Source organism: Pallidibacillus thermolactis, from assembly GCF_025660415.1.
Taxonomy (GTDB): Bacteria; Bacillota; Bacilli; order Bacillales; family Caldibacillaceae; genus Pallidibacillus; species Pallidibacillus thermolactis.
On sequence record NZ_JAOUSE010000021.1, the window covers coordinates 26,958 to 44,800 of the forward strand.

Annotated in this window: 16 protein-coding genes and 2 other annotated features; all 16 genes read left to right on the forward strand. The window is 34.1% G+C overall.

Annotated elements, in window-relative coordinates:
* The first annotated feature begins 374 nt into the window (after positions 1-374).
* The 16 genes from coaE to OEV82_RS08395 all read left to right on the forward strand — a co-directional run bounded on the left by coaE (position 375) and on the right by OEV82_RS08395 (position 17,775).
* Positions 375-974, forward strand: a complete 600-nt coding sequence (coaE, locus tag OEV82_RS08320) for a dephospho-CoA kinase (RefSeq protein WP_263061577.1) — start codon at positions 375-377, stop codon at positions 972-974.
* 1,153 nt (positions 975-2,127) lie between these two features.
* The gene (locus OEV82_RS08325) at positions 2,128-3,153 is read left to right on the forward strand and encodes a glyceraldehyde-3-phosphate dehydrogenase (RefSeq protein ID WP_173660779.1); all 1,026 of its coding nucleotides are present in this window, start codon (positions 2,128-2,130) and stop codon (positions 3,151-3,153) included.
* A 281-nt stretch (positions 3,154-3,434) separates the two neighbouring features.
* On the forward strand, positions 3,435-3,905 hold the full coding sequence (nrdR, locus tag OEV82_RS08330; protein ID WP_173660781.1) for a transcriptional regulator NrdR: 471 nt from the start codon (positions 3,435-3,437) through the stop codon (positions 3,903-3,905).
* Positions 3,906-3,925: 20 nt separating this feature from the next.
* The gene (locus OEV82_RS08335) at positions 3,926-5,305 is read left to right on the forward strand and encodes a replication initiation and membrane attachment family protein (RefSeq protein WP_173660783.1); all 1,380 of its coding nucleotides are present in this window, start codon (positions 3,926-3,928) and stop codon (positions 5,303-5,305) included.
* Positions 5,306-5,317: 12 nt separating this feature from the next.
* Positions 5,318-6,250, forward strand: coding sequence for a primosomal protein DnaI (dnaI, locus tag OEV82_RS08340; RefSeq protein ID WP_263061578.1), 933 nt, complete (start codon positions 5,318-5,320; stop codon positions 6,248-6,250).
* A 165-nt stretch (positions 6,251-6,415) separates the two neighbouring features.
* On the forward strand, positions 6,416-7,258 hold the full coding sequence (gene ytxC, locus OEV82_RS08345; protein ID WP_173660787.1) for a sporulation protein YtxC: 843 nt from the start codon (positions 6,416-6,418) through the stop codon (positions 7,256-7,258).
* A 93-nt stretch (positions 7,259-7,351) separates the two neighbouring features.
* Positions 7,352-7,592 (forward strand) — a binding site (T-box leader).
* Between the two features lie 51 nt (positions 7,593-7,643).
* On the forward strand, positions 7,644-9,584 hold the full coding sequence (gene thrS, locus OEV82_RS08350; protein ID WP_173660789.1) for a threonine--tRNA ligase: 1,941 nt from the start codon (positions 7,644-7,646) through the stop codon (positions 9,582-9,584).
* 239 nt (positions 9,585-9,823) lie between these two features.
* Positions 9,824-9,961 (forward strand) — a sequence feature (ribosomal protein L20 leader region).
* Positions 9,962-10,040: 79 nt separating this feature from the next.
* A complete protein-coding gene (infC, locus tag OEV82_RS08355; protein ID WP_173660791.1) occupies positions 10,041-10,550 on the forward strand; it encodes a translation initiation factor IF-3 in 510 nt (169 codons plus the stop codon).
* Between the two features lie 17 nt (positions 10,551-10,567).
* The gene (rpmI, locus tag OEV82_RS08360) at positions 10,568-10,756 is read left to right on the forward strand and encodes a 50S ribosomal protein L35 (RefSeq protein ID WP_173660793.1); all 189 of its coding nucleotides are present in this window, start codon (positions 10,568-10,570) and stop codon (positions 10,754-10,756) included.
* A gap of 39 nt (positions 10,757-10,795) precedes the next feature.
* Complete coding sequence (rplT, locus tag OEV82_RS08365) at positions 10,796-11,155, forward strand: 50S ribosomal protein L20 (protein ID WP_173660795.1); 360 nt, start codon at positions 10,796-10,798, stop codon at positions 11,153-11,155.
* Positions 11,156-11,232: 77 nt separating this feature from the next.
* Complete coding sequence (locus OEV82_RS08370) at positions 11,233-11,421, forward strand: DUF1294 domain-containing protein (protein ID WP_263061579.1); 189 nt, start codon at positions 11,233-11,235, stop codon at positions 11,419-11,421.
* A gap of 230 nt (positions 11,422-11,651) precedes the next feature.
* The gene (locus tag OEV82_RS08375; RefSeq protein WP_173660797.1) at positions 11,652-12,023 is read left to right on the forward strand and encodes a hypothetical protein; all 372 of its coding nucleotides are present in this window, start codon (positions 11,652-11,654) and stop codon (positions 12,021-12,023) included.
* 26 nt (positions 12,024-12,049) lie between these two features.
* A complete protein-coding gene (locus OEV82_RS08380; RefSeq protein ID WP_263061580.1) occupies positions 12,050-12,982 on the forward strand; it encodes a tyrosine-type recombinase/integrase in 933 nt (310 codons plus the stop codon).
* A 542-nt stretch (positions 12,983-13,524) separates the two neighbouring features.
* The gene (locus OEV82_RS08385; protein ID WP_263061581.1) at positions 13,525-15,384 is read left to right on the forward strand and encodes a hypothetical protein; all 1,860 of its coding nucleotides are present in this window, start codon (positions 13,525-13,527) and stop codon (positions 15,382-15,384) included.
* Positions 15,374-17,251, forward strand: coding sequence for a site-specific integrase (locus OEV82_RS08390; protein ID WP_263061582.1), 1,878 nt, complete (start codon positions 15,374-15,376; stop codon positions 17,249-17,251). Before OEV82_RS08385 ends, OEV82_RS08390 begins: the two co-directional genes overlap by 11 nt.
* The gene (locus tag OEV82_RS08395) at positions 17,218-17,775 is read left to right on the forward strand and encodes a hypothetical protein (RefSeq protein WP_173661911.1); all 558 of its coding nucleotides are present in this window, start codon (positions 17,218-17,220) and stop codon (positions 17,773-17,775) included. Before OEV82_RS08390 ends, OEV82_RS08395 begins: the two co-directional genes overlap by 34 nt.
* Positions 17,776-17,843 lie beyond the last annotated feature (68 nt).

Below are 17,843 nucleotides of genomic sequence, written 5' to 3' on the forward strand. Positions count from 1 at the left end.
GAGTCTGAAAAAGTGAGTTCATTGTTGTCATGAAACCAGTTTTATTGCAAGTGAAGGCGAAAAAGTGAGTTCATAGCTGTTCTGAAGTCAGTTTTAATGTAGGTGAATCTAAAAAATGCGTTCAACGTTGTCATAAACTAGTTTTTTTTTCAAATGAAGTCATAAATGGCTTTCATCCCTGCGTTGAAAACAGAAATCTATCGAACATACAAGAAAAAGTGATCACATTCATACAATCTATGATAAAAAGGCTATAAGTATTGATAGACTTCAATCAAGTAATCGTTGTTAATTGAAGAAAATATCTTATTAGCTTCATTTTACCCACCAATGATAAAATAATAGAAAAAGTATAATCATTGGGGGTATTTTTTGTGTCACAAGTCATTGGGATTACCGGAAGCATTGCAACGGGAAAAAGTACTGTATCAAAAATGGTTAAAGAATTTGGTTACACGGTAATTGATGCAGATATTGCGGCTCGTGTGGTTGTTGAACCTGGAGAAGAGGCTTATACAAAAATTGTTAACGCATTTGGTGAAGAGATTTTACAACCGAATGGTGAATTGGATCGAAAACGATTAGGTAATATTGTGTTTAACAATGAAGAGAAACGATTACTATTAAATTCCATCGTTCACCCAGCTGTTCGGAAATGGATGAACGAACAAAAGGAAGCGGCTTTCAACCGCGGAGAAAAAGTAGTATTTCTAGATATTCCATTGCTTTATGAGAGTAAATTAACGTATATGACAGATAAAGTTATTGTCGTATATGTTGATCAGAATACTCAATTAGATCGGTTAATGAAACGGAATGAATTGACAGAACAAGAAGCAAAGGCACGAATTCAATCGCAAATGTCCATTGAAGAAAAAAAGAAACTGGCCGATGCAGTTATTGATAATCGTGGCTCATTAGAAGAAACGAAACAACAATTGCTCTCCATCTTAACTTCATGGGGAATTCAATAGAGCGATCTTGGAAAAGTACGTTCATAGACGTGCTGAAAACAGAAATGTTTAGATTGAGCACGAAAAAGTACGTTCATAGACGTGCTGAAAACAGAAATGTTTGGATTGAGCACGAAAAAGTGCGTTCATAGATGTGGTGAAAACAGAAATGTTTAGATTGAGCATGAAAAAGAGCGTTCATAGACGTAATGAAAACAGAAATGTTTAGATTGCGTACGAAAAAGTGTGTTCAAAGACGTGGTGAAAACAGAAATGTTTAGATTGCATACGGAAAAGTGTGTTCAAAGACGTGGTGAAAACAGAAATGTTTGGATTGATCACAAAAAAGTGTGTTCATCGACGTGCTGAAAACAGAAATGTTTGGATTGCATACGGAAAAGTGTGTTCATAGACGTAATGAAAACAGAAATGTTTAGATTGCGTACGAAAAAGTGTGTTCAAAGACGTGGTGAAAACAGAAATGTTTGGATTGAGCATAAAAAAGTGCGTTCATAGATGTGGTGAAAACAGAAATTTTCGGAGTGATCACGAAAAAGTGTGTTCAAAGGCGTTTTGAAAGCAGAAACTTTTGGAGCAATTGCGAAAAAGTGGTTTCAAAGGCATTCTGAAAACAGAAACTGTAGGATCAAGTGAGATACTTGTGTGTTTCTTATCTTGCTAAAAATAGAAGTCATTAAAACGTACAACAACAGTTACTGTAAGGGGCTGTCCAATAAGTCATATATAGCGGATTTTACAAGAGAGTTGGTGGCGACTCTAGCGGGAATAGCAAAAGCGTGTCTGCCGAAAGTGTAAGATTCAGGCATACGAGCAGACGTTCTTCCCAAACACCTTTAGCGCGTTGAGATGCTGAGTTCGTGCTACTGGATATCCGTTTGCCAACATACCTATCCATGATCCGCAATGTCAGACTTTATGGACAGCTCCTTTATTTCATAGACAGATCATTAGTATAACATATTATATCTTCGTGCCTCTTTCTTAACCTTTTATCTACTAGGAAATTTTGATAAAGTGTTAAATTTCGTAGGTTAATCAACATTTTTCTAAAAAAGTGGAAATATATATGCTATTTTTTCATAAAATATGTTATACTAATTAACGAAAAACAAACTAAATGTGTATCATAAATTTACAAGGGGGCACTTTTTTAATGACTAATCGAGTGGCAATTAACGGCTTCGGGAGAATCGGGCGAATGGTATTTCGCAAAGCAATCCAATCGCATGACTTAGACATTGTAGCGGTTAACGCAAGTTATCCAGCTGAAACATTAGCACATTTAGTCAAATATGATTCCATTCATGGGAAATTTGAAGGGGATGTAACAGCCGGAGAAAATTGCTTAATTGTGAATGGTAAAAAGGTATTGCTTGTTAATAATCGAAATCCGGAAGAATTACCTTGGAAGGATTTAAATATAGATATAGTTATAGAAGCAACTGGAAAATTCAACTCCAGAGAAAAAGCAGCACTTCATTTAAAGGCAGGAGCAAAGAAAGTCGTTCTAACTGCACCTGGAAAAAATGAAGATGTTACAATTGTTGTCGGTGTAAATGAAGACAAATTAGAAATTGAGAAGCATGACATTATATCCAATGCTTCTTGTACGACAAACTGTCTAGCACCAGTAGTCCGCGTTCTTGATGAAAAGTTTGGTGTAGACAACGGTTTTATGACAACGGTTCACGCATACACAAATGACCAAAAAAATATTGATAACCCACATAAAGATTTGCGCCGTGCTCGCGCTTGTGGACAATCCATTATTCCAACAACCACGGGTGCTGCAAAGGCTATCGGTAAAGTATTACCACATTTAAATGGAAAATTACACGGTATTGCCTTGCGCGTCCCGACACCAGATGTTTCACTGGTGGACTTAGTTGTAGATGTCAAACGAGAAGTGACAGCAGAAGAAGTGAACGAAGCTTTTGTACAAGCGAGTCGAAATGAATTAGCTGGAATTCTCGATATAACTGATGAACCGCTTGTTTCCATTGACTTTACAACAAATGAGAATTCCGCAATTATAGATGGACTTTCTACAATGGTCATGGAAGGTAATAAAGTAAAAGTACTAGCTTGGTATGATAACGAGTGGGGCTATTCTTGCCGCGTCGTTGATCTAGTAAAACTTGTTGCAAATGAGTTAGCAAAAGAACCAAGTCGAGTGTAAAAAATATATTTGTTAAAGATCCGTCATGTAAATGGCGGATTTTTCATTTTTCCCCCACATATAATTAAGATTGTTCCAATCCCGTCTGAAATAGGAACCTCCCTTTTTGACTATCATCATACCTTTCCTTATTCCCTGGAAATATAGTAAAATTGAAATGGGATATAAAAGCGTGGAAAATTCAATTATAGAAGAAAGATATGTTATTCTATTAAGAAGATAAAGATCGAGGCTGTTTATCATAAAGTTTTCGTTACAAAGATTGATGAAGAGGTGAAAATATGAAATGTCCAACTTGTAATTTCCATAACACAAGAGTGATTGACTCTAGACCTGTTGAAGATGGACGATCAATTCGAAGACGAAGAGAATGCGAGTCATGTAGTCATCGTTTTACAACTTTTGAAAGAGTTGAACAGTCACCATTAATCGTTATTAAAAAAGATGGAAATCGGGAAGAATTTAGTCGTGATAAAATTTTAAGAGGATTAGTCAAAGCTTGTGAGAAACGCCCCGTTCCTTTTAAACAGTTAGAAGATTTAACGGCAGAAATTGAACGTGAAATACGGAATATCGGGGTATCTGAAATAAAAAGTGAAGCCATTGGAGAAATGGTAATGGATAAACTAGCAAAAATAGATGAAGTTTCGTATGTACGATTTGCATCGGTTTATCGTCAATTTAAAGACATTAATGTTTTTATTGAAGAACTGAAAGACATATTAAAAAAAGGTCAATCTAATTCTGAATAAAATATTTAAAGGATGTTTCTATGGAACCACATTGGAAAGAAATCATACCCGGAGATCAATACATCGTTTCAATTGATGGTATGCAAAATATTGGAGATAACAAAGTACTAACATTACTTTACCAACCATTAATTGGTCCTGTTTGCATAAGTTTATATTTTACTTTATTGAATCAAGTGGAAGATGGAAAACTAGAAACGGAGCCTGCTTCCCATTACTATTTAATGAATTTGCTAGATTTAAATTTATCACAAATTTACGAAGCTAGGCAAAAACTTGAAGCGATCGGGTTAATGGAAACTTATATGAAAGAAAACGAAGATTTGCGTTCGTTTATTTATGTGATGAAACCTCCCCTTTCGCCAAAGCAATTTTTTACGGATGGCTTACTCAATATCTATTTATATCAAAAAGTTGGTCGCGATTATTACAATCGTTTAAAACAGACGTTTGCCAATAAAGTGATTGATAAAACAGGATTCGATAAAATTACGAAAGGGTTTCAGGATGTTTTTTCATCATCCCATTTTCCTTATCATGACCAGATAGATGAACATGATTTAACAGTAAAATATCCTACAAAGGAAATACCAGAAACGATCATGGTGCAACCGCCACATTTTGATTTTGATTTATTTCTCGCGGGGCTTAATGAATCGGTCATTCCAAAACAGGCGATTACCACAGAAGTAAAAGATGTGATTATCAAATTAGCTTTTCTATATGAAATAGATGCTATTCAAATGAAAAATATTTTATACAGCGCAATTAATGAACAAAATCAAATCGATATTGAAGCCTTGCGTAAAGCTGCCAGGGATTGGTATACGATCGAACATTATAGTTCTCTTCCCAAATTAGTGGACCGGACGCAATCACCAATTTATTATGCCAATATCGATGTGCCAAAAACACAAGAAGAGCGGTTAATCCGCTACTTGGAAACGGTTAGTCCAAGACAACTATTAATCGACCTTTCGGAAGGTTCAGAGCCCCTTGAAAGTGATTTAAGGCTAATTGAAGAAATTATGGTGAAACTAAATTTAACCCCTGGTGTTGTGAACGTATTAATTCAATATTGTATGTTGCGTACAGATATGAAATTGACGAAATCCTTTGTGGAACGAATTGCTTCTCATTGGTCTCGGAAAAAAGTAAAAACTGTGACAGAGGCCATGGAGTTGGCTAAAAGCGAACATCGTAAGTACGTTGATTGGCAAAAACAGCAAAAAGAGATCAAATCTTCACCACGAAAAACTACAAGAACAACGAGACAAGAACCTGTACCTGATTGGCTTAAAAACGGTGGTCAAACGAAACAGGTGGAAGTTGATGAAAATTTTGATTTTGAAGCCGAGAAGAAGAAATTAGAGGAACGGTTGAAAAAATATAAAAAATAGGAGGTGATACCGGTGAAAAATATCGGTGATACGTTAAAAAAAATGGCGGCACGCGGTGATTTTCAAAAACGGTATGAAGAGATGCGCAGGGAAGTTTTGAATGATAATCGGGTGAAAGCCTTTTTGGCTAACCATCAAGGAGAAGTGACACGGTCAATGATTGACCGCAGTCTCGGTAAACTGTATGAATTTACATCTCAATGCAAAGACTGCGAATGCTGTGAGTCTGTTTCTGAGTGTAAAAATATATTGAAGGGTTATGAACCTGAACTTGTTTTGAAAAACAATAGTATCGATGTCCATTATGTTCCATGTCGATTACGGGTTATGGAAGAGGAACGAAAAAAAGCGGAACAACTTATTCAATGTTTATATATGCCCAAAGAAACATTGGAAGCCTCTTTAACGAACATCATTTTAGATACACCGAATCGTATTAAAGCCGTTCAGAAGGTTGAACAATTTATTGCCAATTATGACGGGAAAAACTTCCAAAAAGGGTTTTATTTTTACGGAGCCTTCGGGACAGGGAAAACGTTCTTGCTTGGGGCAATTGCCCATGAATTAGCGGAAAAAGGCATTCCTTCCATTATTGTCTATGTACCGGAATTGATCCGTGAAATGAAACAAGCGATCGGGAATCATACGTTAGATGAAAAACTAAATATGTTAAAAACAATACCGGTTTTAATGTTTGATGATATTGGAGCGGAGTCTGTCTCAAGTTGGGCACGGGATGAAGTCATTGGTCCAATTATGCAGCATCGAATGTTGGAAAAACTCCCGACCTTTTTCACATCGAACTTTGACTTAGAGCAATTACAACAACATTTAACATACTCCCAAAGGGGAGAAGAAGAAGTCGTTAAAGCAGCCCGTATAATTGAACGTATTCGCTATTTGGCAGAGCCAGTTCCAATTGACGGGGAGAATAAACGGCAGTAATCTGTATTCAACCGAATTGTATGTTCTAATTTGATTACCCGAGCTTGATTTACTGAAAAGGAACTGTTCACGAGACTAAATGTTTAAAAAAAGAAAACGTACTTCTAAAACGTCCAAGCCCCCCATATATATGAAAACAGGAATGCCTCACAGGGGGGACGAAGTTTGATTAAAATACAATTTCAAAATAGAGAAGAATTGGATTTTTTATATAGTTTATTTAAAAAATCCGATTCAAACATGATCCAAGTCCAAAAAGGTTTTCATGACCTAACGATCCAAATGGATGACCAAAATCGAGAAAAAGGACTTTTGATCATACATAAACAACTGAAAAAACTAATTATGCATAAAAAAAGGGTAGATTGGTGCAAACGAGTGATTCAGGAAGAGTTTTTTTATACGGATGAAGACGAGCAAATGCAAATTATTAATATACTCTTCTCCATATTGGATGGGAAACGAAAGGATCTTACGGTTGATATGAATCATGAACAAGAAGAACGACAAATTGATCATGCTTTAAATGAACTATTATTTCATAATCGTTCTTTTTCCTTTGATGCCTTTGTGATGTTTCGATTAAGAACGTACTTGGAAAAATTGTCTTCCTATATTGAAACGGCCATTGATGAATATAAAATGGAACAGGATTACCAAGCGTTTATTCATTATCTTCGCAGTTTTTTAATGAATCGAAAACCACAAATGAAAACGATCTATTTAGTTCATGATGATGGCTTTACTTTTTTTAATGAACAAAAACAATTGATGAAACGGTCTGAACTCAATAAACGGATTGACCGGAAATTGCTTTCTGACCATCCTGTCTATGTTGATTCGATTACGATTGCCCCTCTTATATCGATTGCACCAGAACATATTTATTTATTTACTGACCACCCTGATTTCGGTATCATTCAAACATTAAAAAATATATTTGAAGAAAAAATTACGATTCTTTCGTTACGTGAGTTTAGCAATTATTCTATTTCTAATAAATTTTAAAAAATGTGCATTCCAATGCAAGAAGTTCATTTGCTTCTTGCTTTTTATATTTAAAATGATTATAATACTATCATATAAAAATGAAATCATCATTGAAAAGTAATGCGAAGGACATGGGTTATTTATTACGGTTTACAGAGAGGGAAGTCGTGGCTGGAAACTTCCTAACACGGATAAATAACTTACCACCTTTAAACTTCAACTGTGAACGGCAAGTCCTAGTAATAGTTGACGGTACCAACCGTTATTGGAACTGAGCCACAAAGGATCGATATATTATTGTACTTTGTGGGAATCAGGGTGGAACCACGGGTAAATTCAACTCGTCCCTAGCTTTAGGGACGAGTTTTTTTTTCACAGTTATTCATTCAAGGAGGTAAAGATGATGTCAGATGTCATTCAAATTCAATTTCCGGACGGTGCAGTGAAGGAGTTTCCAAAAGGGGTAACAACGGAAGATATCGCTCAATCTATTAGTCCTGGATTGAGAAAAAAAGCGTTAGCCGGTAAGTTGAATGGAACATTATTAGATTTAAGAACTCCAATTGAAGAGGATGGAGAAATCCAAATTTTAACGGATAAAGATGAAGAAAGTCTTGATATTATGCGCCATAGTACAGCTCATTTAATGGCACAAGCGATTAAACGTCTTTTTCCTAATGTGAAATTAGGTGTAGGACCAACAATTGAAAATGGTTTTTACTATGATGTTGATGTAGAACCAGCGATTACACCTGATGATCTTCCAAAAATCGAAAAAGAAATGAAAAAAATTATTAGTGAAAATCTCGAGATTAAACGGATTGTGGTGAGTCGTGAAGAAGCCATTCAAAAGTATAAAGAAATTGGGGATGAGTACAAATTAGAGCTGATTGAAGCTATTCCGGAAGATGAAACCGTTACTTTTTATGAACAAGGTGAATTTTTCGATTTATGTCGTGGTATCCATGTGCCTTCAACTGGTAAAATTAAAGAATTTAAACTGTTAAGTATTGCTGGTGCTTATTGGCGCGGCGATAGTAACAATAAAATGTTGCAACGAATTTATGGAACTGCCTTTTTCAAAAAAGCAGATTTGGAAGAGTATTTACGTATACGTGAGGAAGCAAAAGAACGGGATCATCGAAAACTCGGTAAAGAACTTGATCTATTTTCCATTAACCAATTAGTAGGACAAGGTTTACCATTATGGCTTCCGAAAGGGGCGACCATCCGCCGTACAATCGAACGTTACATTGTTGATAAAGAAATTGAACTAGGATATGACCACGTATATACACCAGTGTTAGCTAATGTTGATTTGTATAAAACAAGTGGTCACTGGGATCATTATCATGAAGATATGTACCCACCAATGGATTTAGGTGATGGCGAGGAATTAGTGCTTCGTCCGATGAACTGTCCACATCATATGATGGTGTACAAAAATGAACCACATAGTTATCGTGAACTGCCGATCCGTATTGCAGAACTCGGAATGATGCATCGCTATGAAATGAGCGGAGCATTATCTGGATTGCAACGGGTTCGTGGAATGACTTTAAACGATGCACATATTTTCGTTCGTCCTGATCAAATACACGAAGAGTTTAAACGAGTTGTCGAGTTAATTTTGGAAGTTTATAAAGACTTCAATATTACAGATTATCAATTCCGTCTATCTTATCGTGATCCTGAAGACAAGGAAAAATATTTCGACGATGATGAAATGTGGGAAAAAGCACAAAGTATGTTAAAACAGGCGATGGATGACCTTGGCCTTGATTATTACGAAGCAGAAGGGGAAGCGGCATTTTATGGTCCGAAATTAGACGTTCAAGTGCGTACGGCCCTTGGTAAAGATGAAACATTATCTACAGTTCAACTTGACTTCCTATTACCTGAACGATTTGACTTAACTTATATTGGTGAAGACGGTGAAAAACATCGTCCAGTTGTTATCCACCGTGGTGTTGTTTCAACAATGGAACGCTTCGTTGCATATTTAATTGAAGAATACAAAGGTGCGTTCCCAACTTGGCTGGCACCAGTTCAAGCCAAAGTGATTCCTGTTTCGAATGAGCTTCATTTTGACTATGCCAAAGCGATTCATGATGAATTGAAAAAATCAGGCATAAGAGTGGAATTGGATCTTCGTGATGAAAAAATGGGCTATAAAATCCGTGAAGCCCAAATCCAAAAAATCCCTTATATGCTTGTTGTAGGGGATAAAGAAGTTGAGGAAAATGCAGTGAATGTTCGAAAATATGGTGAGAAAAAATCTGAAACTGTAGCCTTTAACGAATTCCTACAACAAATAAAAGAAGAAGCACGGGTACTTCGTTAATATTTTCAAATCGGTGAAGAAAGATCGTTTATCAAACGGTCTTTCTTTTTTATCGATAAGTAATGAGCGGAGTTTAAAGGAAGTCTGTGAATGGCGTATTTGTATATGAAATAAAGAAAAACTATTGTATTTTTATATTAGGTTTGCTATAATTTTCTCTGTTGCAATAAATAAACATGCCTTATTGACATCATGTCTATTATATGCTAAGATTGAGAAAGTTAAATTGAATACAATGTTTGTAAAAGAAGAGGCACCCGCTTCTCACCTGGAGAACGCTTTTAAAAGTTGTTAACAGGTTTAAGCAAACGGATGATATGTTTGTTATTCATAGAATAATGATGTGCGGGTGTATAGTCCTGCACTTTTTTTATTGGATAAAATGCAAGGCGTTCCTTCTTCACTCAAACAGGGTATTCAACCAATCTCTGGAGGTGTCTTAATATTAGCAAAGATATGATTGTTAACGAGGGCATTCGCGCTCGTGAATTACGCGTAATTGATGCCAATGGCGAACAATTAGGCATTAAGTCAAAAAATGAAGCATTAGAAATCGCTAGTCGCAGAAATCTCGATCTTGTATTAGTTGCTCCAAACGCGAAACCACCGGTGGCAAGAATTATGGATTACGGTAAATACCGTTTTGAGCAACAAAAGCGTGAAAAAGAACAACGTAAAAACCAAAAAACAATTACGATGAAAGAAGTTCGCTTTAGCCCAACAATTGATGAGCATGATTTTAATACAAAATTAAAAAATGCTCGCAAGTTCTTACAAAAGGGCGATAAAGTGAAAGCTTCCTTGCGCTTTAAAGGTCGTGCAATTACACATAAAGAAATTGGTCAAAAGGTGCTTGATCGATTTGCAGAAGAATGTGCAGATATTGCTTCAATTGAAACAAAACCAAAAATGGAAGGTCGAAGCATGTTCTTAATTTTAGCACCAAAAACCGATAAGGATAAGTAATTTAAGGAGGAATACTCATGCCTAAAATGAAGACACACAAAGGCTCAGCAAAACGTTTTAAAAGAACAGGAACTGGTAAATTAAAACGTTCCCATGCTTATACAAGCCATTTATTCGCAAATAAATCTCAAAAACAAAAACGTAAATTACGTAAAAGTGCAGTCGTTTCATCTGGAGATTACAAACGCATTAAACATATGATCTAATTTTTAAACAGCTTTAAGAAATTTTAGGAGGTTTTTATTATGGCACGTGTTAAAGGTGGTACTGTTACGCGTAGACGTCGTAAACGAGTACTTAAATTAGCAAAAGGTTATTTCGGTTCAAAACATACTTTATATAGAGTTGCAAATCAACAAGTAATGAAATCTTTAGTATATGCATATCGTGACCGTCGTAAAAGAAAAAGTGAATTCCGTAAATTATGGATCACTCGTATTAATGCGGCAGCACGTCAAAACGGTATTTCTTACAGCCGTTTAATGCATGGATTAAAACTTGCTGGTATCGAAGTGAACCGCAAAATGCTAGCTGATTTAGCAGTTACAGATCCAAAAGCATTCACTGAGTTAGTAAACGCAGCGAAAGCTCAATTAAATAAATAAGTTTAACGAAATCAGTCATTCTTCCTTATGAAGAGTGACTGTTTTATTTTGTGTGGTAAAAGAATAGGGGGATCTTATTGGAAAACATTTTCACTCTAGTTTTCATTATCGTAAATGTCATCGGTTTTTTGGTGATGGGGCTAGATAAAAGACGAGCTGTTAAACAAATGTGGCGTATCCCAGAAAAAACATTATGGCTTATTGCTTTTTTTATGGGAGCGGTAGGTACGACTTTCGGTTATGAAAAGCCAAGTATCTGTACATGATTTCAGGAAAGTATTGGATATTTTTTTATGATGTTCTATACTTATGATTAGTGGGGTTATTGTCTATATTCAGTTATAAAGAAAAACATAAAAGTCTAATTGCAGTTGGATGGGGACGTAGCCCACAGCGGGAGGCGTATCCGCAGGTCGATAGACCGAGGACCTTATACCATGGGGGTAAAACTATATGGGGGTAATTAAGGATAGACAAACATCGTTAGGAACAGTTTATGAACGATACGACAGTAAAAATGAAGCTTATCCAAAAGTTTGGGATAATTGGCTTTATTAAGCTATCAACCGTAAGAAGGAAAACTTACTTCATAATAACAGATTTAAAAGGAAACTTAATAGAAGATGCCAATATCTATTTGAATGAAAAGATTGGCGATGACAAATATAAAAAAAGAGAAACTGCTTTTTCAGCTTTAAAGGTGTTCTACTCTTTTTTGGAACTTGTACATATTGATAATCCACAAAATTTAACTAACAGTGATATTAGGGATCTACGCTTGTTTTTAGAAGGGGGAAAAAAAGAAGGTAGTGTAGGAGCGTTGATCTTCGGGTTAGACGAGACAATCAGACATATAACAACTATCTAAATGTTTATAGGAACTTTTTAGAGAAAATGTATGGCCTAACAGATTCATTTTTGTTTGAAACGATAACAATAGGTACAACTATAGGTAATGGATTCTTTGCACATGCAAATAGAGGGACACAGGAAAGATACAAGGCAAATAAAAAAGTATTTAAGCAACAATCTGTTCCGAAATACATAAAGCCTTATCAATACGAAAGAATTATGGATGTAATTGAAAAGAGCTATGGAATACGTGAAAAAGTGATTATTGATTTGATGTATAATTATGGGCTGCGTATAGGAGAGGTTTTAGGGCTAACATTTGAAGATATAGTGCCATCATATAAAGAAGGTTATTATAACCTCATCATCCGTGATAGAATGTCTGACAAGCCTACACAAAGGGCCAAAGGGGTTATAACACCTACATCGAAAGATGAATATAATGATGCTTGGTATAGAGAACAAGGTAATCACCTTGGATACCAGACGGTCCTAATAGAAGAAGAAATGGCAGAATTGATTCAAGAATACATAGACGAATCGAGAGATGACATTCTTTTAAGTAAAAGTTCAATAAAAAGGGAAAACCTAAAAAATATTGCAAAAGCAGACAGGGTTAGTATGACTCCCCTTGTAAACAATGAGAATCAATATATCTTTCTAAATCACCAACACTATACTCCTATTACACAGGCTGGATGGGGGTATGTTCTTCGGGGGATTTTCAAAGAAGCAGGGATTCATGTAGATATAGGTTCAAAATCTACTAATCTAAGCCATCGTTTTCGACATGCTTTTGCTATGAATCGAGTAAAAAACGGAATGCAAATTTTAGAGCTGCAAAAAGAACTTCGTCATGCAAGTCCGAAAAGTTGTGAAGCCTATTATAATCCTGATGATGAAGATAAAGTAGAATTATTGAGGAAAAACAACGAAAGGTACAAAGAGACTTATGATAAAGACAAAAACAAATGATTATTATACTGACATTGAAAACGAGACGATTTTCTCAATAATTGCATCTCTTGAATCCGATTTGCAAATAAAAAATTTTATTTGGCAATGGCTTCAAACTAAGGATACCTGCGACATTCTGATGAAACGGAAATTCAAAGCAAAAAGAGGAAACTTGAAATTATTGTATATTAAAAAATTTTGTTAATTATCGGAAAATACATACGATGCCAAGAGGATTTTAATTGGGAAAATTATTGTTTCATTTTTCATGAAATCTCTAAACTTGGTAATTTTTCTCAAACATCAAGAGAGATGATTAGCAATTTATATCAAAATATCATCTCTTTTGATGTGATTACGAATCCCGAAGTGAAATCGTTTATAGTAAATTATAGAAATCTTTTCTTGCCATACGAGTTTGAAGTGAGAAGTAAGAAAAAACTTAATATAACTCCTTTTATTGAAGTATCAGTACCAATTTTCCGATTAATTCAAAGGTTGGACAAATTATACAGGTAGGCTACCACGCTCATAATAAGTTCATATACGGCAATTTTTTTATGCCTACGGAGAATAAGTTTTTATTTAGAATTATGAAAAGTTTTTTAGAGGATTTTGATCAAAAAAGCGGTTACAAATTTACCGTCCATCATAGAGTTATGACTACATTATTTGAGAATAGTTTGAGTGGTTACAAAATTGATAGGTTTGAGGATTTTAACAAAGATACATTTAAAAAACAATTGCTCTTTTTCAAACAAATGATTGAAGAATATAACCCTGTCGGAAAACATGAAGCCTACCCTTTTCTTGCAATGTTTTATAGATCCATAGATGATATTTACTTAGAAGAAAACGGAGAAAGGTTATTCAATTCATTTTATTTCAACAGTGATCTTTTTACTCATATCTTATATCAGAAAAGTCTTGAAGAGGGCTATGAGGTTGTAAACACCAATGGAATAGGCGACTATCCTGAATGTGATAAATGGTTTGTTGTTGCTGACCTTAATAAAAGTGGAACTCACATAGGAAACATTAATAATTCTTTTATGAACTTTGAAAAAGTACACAATATCGAATTTAGAGAGGACTTAAAAGATTACATATGGAAATCTGATTTGACATATCGAGGTACTTACAACCAATTTTATGTCTTAGTAGACTTTTTAAATCAAGCAGAAATTTATTATCAAGATGAATTAAAAGTATTGACCTTAAAACCTTCATTAACGGTATCCGACAAACTATTGGGATCAAGTGAGGTTAAACCTTTTTCAAATAGATTTTTAATTTTCTATCATGCAAGTCTCATATCAAATGAAAAATACAACGATAAAACAACCAAGTCACGAATTGGTATCATACGCAGTTATCTAAAGCATATTCAACGAAAATATAGCATTACTATGTTGAGTATTGACCAATTCAGTTCAATTCAAATTGAAAATAAGGGTGGAATTCCAATTCCATCAGAAGACTTTACTGAAATACAAAAGGAATTTACTCGAAGAGTAAAGAATAAAGAAGATGAAACATTATTAATTGTTTTACAATTATCTATTGAAACAAAACTTCGCCACGGTGAGATATTAGGATTAGAAAGAGATTGCGTTGTATCAATTGATGAAAGTGGTGAATTTGGCACAATTAAATATTACTCTAAGACTTCCGGAAGAAAATATAAGACAGAGGTCTTCATGATAGAACATATTCGATTAATTGAAAGGGCTTTAAAACTAACTCAAGCAATTTATGAAAAAGCAGATTCACCTTTAAAAAAGTATATTTTTATTTGTAGTCATTACTATCTTGATAATAAAGTGATTAAATTAAAGGACAGATTTAATCGTTTATTTAAAGAAATTTGTAAAAACTTATATGATCAAGAGAAAATTAGTTTACAATACAGCCCTAATAATTTACGAGATACATATATTGAGAGAGCTTGGCAAATGGTTGAGGATGGTCTTATTTCAACATTAGAGGTTGGCGTAATCACGGGAAACACAGCCGGAGTTGCAGCTAAACATTATCGTGATAGAGAGAATACAAAACGGTATGTTGAGGCACTCTATGAAGTTTCAATTTTGGATGATGAATTACAGGGAGAAATTGTTGATATTGAATCAGTTAAAGACTTACCACCTGTTCAACATGGTGCTGGTAATTGTGCAAGTGAATCATGTATAAAAGTTGAACTGGACGAAGATAGTTTTTATAAGTGTTTGACTTGTAAAAAGTTTGTAACAACTATTGAACGTAGTTCTTATTTTGAAGAGAAAATGAAAGTTTATAAAAAAAATAAAGAAAATTCGACCTCAGTTGCTGAAAGGAACTTTTATTCGGGTTTGATGGAGTTGTATGGAAGTTACTTATCAAAAATGTATTCGATTAAGGAGGGGGAAAATGAACACTGAGAAAATAGAGTGGAATATAGATAATGCAAGTACATTATCCGGGCAACAGAATTACCTAAAAAGTGATTTTATTGATGAACCACCCCTCTTGATTAGGACAAATTTGAGGTTTTCTGATAATAGATGGGAGATTGCCGATAAACTACACCCAAAGGCACACCCACTTGATTTTTCCCCTATCAAGTCAAAAATGTTTAGAGTATTATTGAAAAAAATTATGCTGCGTGAGCTGTTTAATAAACGAAATAGAACCAGCACAGTTTATAGCAGATTCAGTGAGATAAGAAGATTCATTTTTTATCTGGAAAAAGAAAAATATATGTATGATTTAAGATACCTATCACCAGAGATCATTAAGGAATATGTGGAAACTCTTAAAAAAAATAATTTAACAAAAAACTATTTATCAATGCTTCTTAAAAGTGTTGGTAGGTTTTTACAGGAAGTTCAATTCGCTGGATATGACATAGATTTATCGGAGTTTCAAAAGATACTTACTGTTCCGATAGCAGAAAGGAAAGCGGAAAAAGAGGTCCGTAAAACACCAAATATCCCAGAAAGAATTTTTAATCTTGTTGTTAAATGTGCCTTAAAAGATATGAAGGATAAAAGCCTTAGAAAACAAGATCGTATGATGGCGTGTCTAATTGTTATTTTAACCCACACAGGTATGAGAAAAGGTGAACTTCACAGATTAGAAGCTGGTAAATTAAAGGACATAACAATATTAAACAAAAAAGCAAAAGCATTTATACTTGAATTTTTTACTTTTAAAACAACTGCTGAAAATAATGGCAAATGGACTAAAACAATCGCTTTTCCTGAAACTGTACAGGCTTATCGAACTCTTATGAAACTTTCAAAAGACATGAGAAAAAAAGGAAGCACGAATTATTTATTTTTGAACAAGTTTAATAAGATATATGGTCGGACAACGTTTGATAATCTCTTTGATACCTTTTTTTATAGAAATCAAAATGAATTGTTTGATAACATTTCTGAATATGAAAAAGCCCAAATACATTTACTGAAAATTGACAGCTATTTAAAAGGTACAATCCCAAAAACTTTACCAAATGTTCCTAAAATAGGTGATACTTTTTATACTTTAAATCCTCATCAATTTAGAGTAGCCGTGGCTAATATCCTAAAAGATAAAGTTAGTTTGCAATGGATAAGAGAGCATATGAATCATTTGTCTGAAGAAATGACAAAGCATTATTTTAGAGACGAACTTATAAAGGAAACACTATTCAATCGGGCAACGAATGATGGAACTTCTTTAGGTTTGGAACTAAACAATCAAAATCACTTTATAAAAAAAGAACTATCAGAACCAGAATTAATAAAAGCATATGAAGAGATTAATAAATTTCTCAAAAAGAAGAAATTCAATATTTTTAAGGATATTGATGAAATTATCAATACCTTAAAATATAACCCCTTACGTGAAAGTATCGTTGGGGTATGTACTAAACATTTAGGAATGTTGTGTGAGCGTCAATATCGTCTTGCAACCTTTGAAAAATGGTATTTTCTAAGTCCAAAAGTACCTAATATTGAATCGTTTGATTTCACTTATAAACGATTTATTGATAAGTCAAAAATCGTTCAACATAATAAAGAATTAGTTCAACAGGATTCAAAGTATCAAAGAGATTATGAGAATGAATATTCTTCTTTAATTAAGTTTTATCAAAACCGAGTTTTACAAGAGCATGAATTACTTCTTTCTATTTTGAACGAGAAAGGAAAAGAATTCATCTTATCTTCTTATCCACAATTAGAAATCATAATTTCCGATATTGAAAATGTTAACGAGGAGATTACCAAATGGGCATCGACATTGAACTTAAAGAATGTGTAAATGAAAACACTCTAAGATATGGGATTGGTGAATTAAGTGAAATTAGCAGCACAAAAATACAGGAACAATTGATTTTGTTAGAAGAATATCTACAAAAGGTCTGTATGAAACAAAGACAATTAAAAGAACAAATAAAGCAGTCTAGTAAACTATCTATTTCCGCTGTTTCAACGGGGGCAAAAGTACCAAGAAGTCAGATTAACCTAAATACAAATACATTAAAACTCTATATTGAAAAACGAATTCAAGAAATTGAAAAAGAAGACATTTTAAATATTAATAGGACTAAAAAGCTCAAAAGTGAAAAAGCGGAGCTTTCCATGTATATAGATGGATTAAGACAGAAAGTAGTTGACAGCTTCGAAATGAAATTATATATAGAAAAGTTGGAAGCTGAAAATAAACGTCTTATCCAACAAATAGAAGATAGACAAAAGGATATTCAAAAATTAGAAATTGAAAACAATAAATTGCGTAAGGAAGTTGCTAATCAGAATAATAAAAAAATTGTATCCTTCAGTTGATATAATATCTAAGGAATTAGAGATAGTTGAACCCAAAGATTCATAAAGAACAAGCTATAATGAATAGC